The following is a 6,373-nucleotide window of genomic DNA, read 5'->3' as shown; positions in this document are numbered from 1 at the left end:
TGGTTACCGTGAATTAGTTCACAAAAAATACAGCCCGCAAGTGTCGAATCACAACACCTGCAGGCACTTCGGAAACCTTGATTTTCAACGGGGCTGGCGATGAAGCGTATCGATCATGTGGGCGTGCACAGCATGTGGACTGGTGCTTTTTCTGTGCTCATGGTCATTTCGACAACTGCGCTGGCGCAGCAGGCCCCATCCACCATTGACCCCGGCCGGGTTCGCGAGCGTTTTGACTTCCAGCCCGAGCCCGGCGCCTCAGCGGCACCTCCGGAAATCAGGACCGAGCCAACAGGGCCTTTGCCTGAATCACTCAGGGCCATCAGGGTCACGCTCAGGCGCATTGATATTGAAAGCAGCACCGTACTGCCCGGTGGCGTCCTTCAGGCGAATGCGGACAGCTATACCGGACGGGAGATTTCCGGCAGCGAGATTCTGCAACTCGCGTCTTCGCTCACCGCGATGTACCGTAACGCAGGCTACATCCTGTCATTGGTGGTGGTGCCGCCGCAGTCTCTCGCCGACGGTACGCTCACCCTGCGTGTGGTTGAGGGCTACATCGACAAGGTGAACATTCGGGCGGGGGACGATGTCAGTGCCCATGTGAAGGAGCAGCTCGCAGCCATCGGCGAGAAGATCAGGGCGTCGCGGCCCATTCAGGGCCCCGTGCTTGAGCGGTACCTCCTGATCGCCAATGATTTTCCGGGTGTCGAGTTGCGCAGCGTGCTGGCCCCTGCGCATGCGCCGGGTGCGGCTGACCTCACACTGATCGCCAGCGTGAAGAAAGTCGAGGGCTTCGCTGCCGCCGACAACTATGGGTCGAAATACCTCGGCCCCGCCGAGATCGGCGTGGAAGTGAACATCAACCAGTTGCTGGGCGTCAACGACCAGTGGCGCTTTCGGGGCATGAGCAGCGGCAACTCCGAGCTGGCCTATGCACAAATTTCCTATAGCCAGGTAGTCACGACAGAGGGTCTCAAACTGTCCGCTGCCGTGTCCAGGGCTCGCACACGTCCGGGCGACATCCTGACGCCGTTTGATATGCGTGGCAACGCGGACACGACGACGGTCTCTGCTGCGTATCCGCTGCTTCGGACCCGCAATGAGAGCGTGACTGCAAGGGCAACGTATGAGCACACCGACGTGCAAACCGATGTGTTGGGCACCCGGGTAATTGAAGATCATCTCCGTGTGCTGCGCCTGGGGCTTGGGTGGCGAGTGCTTGACCGCCTGGGCGGGCAGAACTCGCTGGATGTGGATTTCAGCCAGGGACTGGGTGGCACCCAGGAATCCGATCCGCTCAAAAGCCGGGCAGGGGCCAAAGGGGTGTTCAACAAACTTACCTTCGATTACGAGCGTACCCAGCCTCTTGCTTCGAACCTTGCACTTACGCTGGGCCTGAGCGGGCAGTGGGCCAACACCCCCCTGCTTTCGTCGGAGCAATATGCGGTGGGCGGCCGGCGGTTTGGGCGGGCCTACGAGCCTGCTGAACTGGTGGGTGAGCGCGGGCTGGCGTTTCGCGCCGAACCTCGTTATTCCGGTTCCTCGGACTTCGCGGGCTTCAGGTCATGGCAGCTCTTTGCCTTCTATGACATCGGCAAGGTCTGGACGGTGGGCTGTACTTGTGTGGGCATGCCCAACAGCCAGAGCCTGGCATCGGCAGGGCTGGGGACTCGCCTCTTCCTTCCACGGAACGTGGTGGCTGCGGTGGAGATCGCCTGGCCCCTGACCAAACCCATCGCGAGTTACCAGCCCCACGGAAAAGACCCCCGGCTGCTGGGCACGCTGCTGGTGCGCTTTTGATGATTTGTTCAATGACTTTTCTTTGCCTCAAGAGGTGATCCATGAACGCTAAGCTGAACTCCCCGAGTGCTTCCACTTCCGGCCGGCGCCGGCGATCTTTTGCGCTGAAGGCCCTTCCGGCGGCGGTCGCCATGCTGTTCTCGCCGCCAGGCTGGCCGGTTGACATCGCCGGTGGCGCAGGCCTTCCCCAGAACGGCACGGTGTTTTCCGGCACGGCCTCAGGCTCGGTTTCGGGCAACCAGCTCACCATCAACCAGGGAACCGACCGCGCCGTGGTTAACTGGGGCTCGTTCGACATCAACCCCGGAAAGATGGTGCAGATCAACCAGCCCAACGCAAGCTCGGCCATGCTGAACCGCGTGACCGGTGACGCCAGCCCTTCCCAAATACTGGGCAGCCTTTCGGCCAACGGAACAGTGATGCTGATGAACCCCAATGGTGTGATGTTCGGGCAAAACGCCGTGATCAATGTGGGCTCGCTCATTGCCACCACGGGCAACATTGATGTCAACAACTTCATCAACACCGGCGGCGCACAGATCACCGGGGCCGTCGGCAGTATCACCAACCATGGCAGCATCACCGCGCAAAATGCCGGCCTGGTGGCTTTGGTCGCGCCGTCGGTCACCAACCACGGCAGCATCACCGCCACCGGCGGCACGATTGCCCTGGCCGGCTCAACCGCCGCCACGGTCACCGTGTCGCTCAACAGCGGACTTTATGAGTTCGCCATACCGGGCGGTGCAACGGGTTTGAGCGTGTCCAATATGAACCATGCCAGCCTGAACGGCGAGACCCTCTTGCTGGGCGTTGGCGATGCCGCCAACCTGCTGTCCGGCGTCATCAACCTGGAGGGCATTCAGCAAGCCAGCAATGCCATCGTGGTCAACGGCCATACGGTGGTTCTCAAGTCGGTACTGGACGCAACCCAGGTCAGCGGCAATGCAGGCCAGGTCGATGTGTACAGCGGGGCACGTATCCAGGACGCCGTCAACATTTCAAAGACAGGCACACCAGGAGCGGGGGGCTCTGTAGATGTTCACGGAGGCGCTTATGCCGAGCAGGTCACCCTGAACAAGGCCAACCTGACACTGACAGGCCTGGACGGCGCAAAAATCGTGGTCCCCGATGCCGGGCAGGTTAACGGCATCAGCATTACCGCCAACAATGTGACGGTCACCGGGATGGAGATCGCCGGGCCTGTTAACCAGCCRTACACAAGTTATGCGTGGGGCTCCAATATCAGCCGCGGCATTGCGGTGGCCAATGGCGTCACCGGTTTCACGATCAGCAACAACAACATCCATGACGTGCGCAACGGCATCCTGATCGACGGGCGCAACACGGGCAGTGTGACAGGCAACCGGATTGAAAATACCAAGAGCGCCATCTCCGTGCAGTACACCGACGGCAGCGGCATTGGCATGGCCGGCAACAGCCAGGGCCCGGTGGGCAACGAGTGGGGCCTGAACCTGCACCTGAACGGGCACGTGGTTGGATCGAATCCCAACCCTGTCTCCAACAGCATGCCCATCGCTGCCGCTCCTACCCTGTCACAGCAGCAGTCTCTGCTGGACCTGAGCGCGGCCAATGGCGGCTGGTCCGTGCAGGACCAGGCGTACACATCGTCCAACCGCACGCACGTGACGGTGGCTACCACGGGCTCTTCGGGCGCACAGGGCAGCGTACTCACCCCGCTGGGAAGCATCCAGGGCGGCGTGGATGCCGTGGTCACGGGCGGCACGGTGAACGTGGCGGCCGGCAACTACAGCGGCAGCGTCAACATCACCAAGTCGCTGACGCTGGACGGCGCGGGGGTGGGGCAGACGGTGCTGCAGTCCGCCGCCGCAGGCAGCGGCGACGCGGTCACTATCAACAATGCTTCCAACGTGACGCTCTCCGACCTGTCGATTGCCGACTACCTGTACGGCTTGCGCATCAACGGTACATCCAACGACGTGACCGTCAATCGCGTGGCTTTCAACAACAACACCTTCGGCATGCGCAACGGCACCACGACCCGGGCCGACAACTTCCGCATGCTCAACAGCACCATCACCGGCGGACAGATCGGTGTGCAGACCTACAACGGTTACCAGATGGTCGGCGGCGCTCCGGTGGCCACGGGCTCTTTTGAGAACGCATTGTTTGAGAACGTCACGGTGGACGGCCCCAGCTTCAAGGGCTTTTATCTTGAAACCGCGAACAACCTGACTCTCAGGAACGTCGCCGTCCTGAATGCCGGCAACTATGGGGCGCCTGCATCTTCATCGCTGCATAAACGTTATGGCGCCGGCATCGACATCAATCTGAAATACGACAACTTCAATGCGATCAATTTTGACAACGTGACGGTCAAAAATTCTGGCGCGAGTTCGGGTGATCCGACGGCTGCGGCGGTGGTCATCAAAACACGCGGAATCGCCGGTGACAGCGCCGATTACACGGCCGCACCGGCCAGCCTGCAAAGCGTCAACATCTCCGGCGGCAGCATCGAGGGTTCCAGCCGGACAGGCATACGCTTTGAAACCATGAGCAATGGCCATGGCGGCCAGCCCACGGTCGCCATCAGCGGCGGCACCCAGTTCAAGAACAACGGGCAGGACATCTCGGTGGACGCTGTTGCGGTTGATGCTCGCGGCGCTGTCTTCGACGGTGCGGCCGACGGTTTTGCCATCGAAGACCGCGTGACCCATGCGCTCGACACCACCGGGCGAGGCCTGGTGACATGGACGGACGGCAATGTCTATGTCACGCAGGCCAGCGGCAGCATCCAGAGAGGCGTCAATGCCGTGGTTGCCGGCGGCACGGTCAATGTGGGCGGCGGCACTTATGTGCAGCCCTCCACGCTGGTGGTCGACCGTAGCGTGACGCTGGCCGGTTCGGGCCAGGGATCGACCGTGATCGACGCACGCGGCGTCAGCGGCTACGGTATCAACGTGACAGCCGACAATGTCTCGCTGAAGGACTTCACACTTTACGGCCCGAGTGCCAACGTAGCCGGGTCCTACGGCATCAAGGTAGCACCCGTCGGAGACGCATCAGCGCGGCTGCGCAACTTCTCCATCAGCAACGTCACCAGCCGGGGCGCGGGCCGGGCCGAGCTGGACCTCAATGGCGTTGACGGCGCGCTGATCGACCGTGTGACGGCCGACGGCGCCCCGGTGGGCAACAACACCGGCAGCACGCAGGGCGCCGGCATCCAGCTGACCGACAGTGCCAACGTCACCGTCAGCAACTCGACCACCCGCAACAACGCCTGGGGCGGCCTGGCGCTTTACCAGGCCAACCGTCATTACAACCAGCAGGTGAAAAACATCACGGTGGCGAACACCAACTCTTTCACCGAACGCAACCCGGTGTACATGCAGGATGAATCAGCGAGCCTCAACTTTGGTGCGCTCAACATTCAGGGCTTTGACTTTGCTGTACGCAATGCCGGCACGGCGGACAACAACTACCAGTACACCTGGCTGCAGGCTTCGCAACAAAATGCACTGGACTATGCCGTCAACCTGGGTAGCGCGGGTTCCAGCTACGTCCAGGGCTGGAACGGTGCGCAGGCCACGCAGGACTTCCAGGTGGGTATTGGCAACCTTCTGGGCGGCGGGACCCAGGCACTGTCCATCGGGACGGCCATGGGCAATGCGGCAACCGGCGCCAATATCCGCGTAGGCGCCGGCACCTATGCCGAGGACGTGGTCGTAAACAACCCCTACAACCTGTACTTCGGCGGCTCGACCCTGCACGGCCTGACGCTCAATGCCGGCGCGGGCGGCTCCGGCGTCAGCGGCAACGTCACAGTGGACGGTGCGGGTGGCATCCTGTTCAATGCCCCGGTGAACCTGCTGGGCGACACAACGCTGGCAACCCTGGGCGCCAACATTACGCTCAACGGCGATGTGCAAAACGCCGGCAGCGCAGCCCGCGCGCTGCGGCTCGTCGCTGGCTCGGGCAGCACCCGCGGCAATGTGCACATGGTGACGGGCGGCACGGAGACCAACGCGCTCGGCCGGTTTGAGGTTGTGGCCAGTGACTTCAGTCTGGACAGCACCTTGTGGGTAAAAGGCTACGGCATTGACGCACTCGGCAGTGTTGCCCTGAGCAACCACACGCTGCGCGGGCAGGACGCCACACAGTCCAACACTCTGAACGCCGGCGGCGACGTGAGCGGCTCCACCATCAGCCTGGGTGCCGTCCAGGTCACCAGCGGCGGCGATGTCTCGGCCAACGTCACCGCCAGCGAAGTGGCGGTGGCCGCCGTAGGCGACGTAAGCGGCACCACCACCAGCCAGGGCAATGTGCAGATCAGCAGCAGTACCGGCGACATCAGCGGCAACATCACCGGCAACAACGTTGTCGTGCAGGCTCAGGGCGACGTAAGCGGCACTACCACCAGCCAAGGCAATGTGCAGATCAGCAGCAGCACCGGCAACGTCAGCGGCAACATCAGCGGCAACAATGTGGTGGTGCAGGCGCAGGGCGACGTGAATGTCGTGGTCACTGCCAGCAACTCGGCATCGCTGGCCGGCGACACCGTGGTGGCCAACGTGGTTGCGCCCATCATGGC

At 62.3% G+C, this 6,373-nt stretch carries 2 protein-coding genes; both read left to right on the top strand.

From position 1 onward, the window contains the following. Window positions 1-99 precede the first annotated feature (99 nt). Window positions 100-1,803, top strand: a complete 1,704-nt coding sequence (locus AC1D1X_RS12985; RefSeq protein WP_477669281.1) for a ShlB/FhaC/HecB family hemolysin secretion/activation protein — start codon at window positions 100-102, stop codon at window positions 1,801-1,803. 41 nt (window positions 1,804-1,844) lie between these two features. Next, window positions 1,845-6,373: beta strand repeat-containing protein (locus AC1D1X_RS12980; protein ID WP_477698412.1), on the top strand; the 4,529-nt coding region annotated here is incomplete at its 3' end.

The organism is Polaromonas sp. P1_G4, from assembly GCF_056405475.1.
This window is presented reverse-complemented; position numbering and strand designations above follow the sequence as displayed.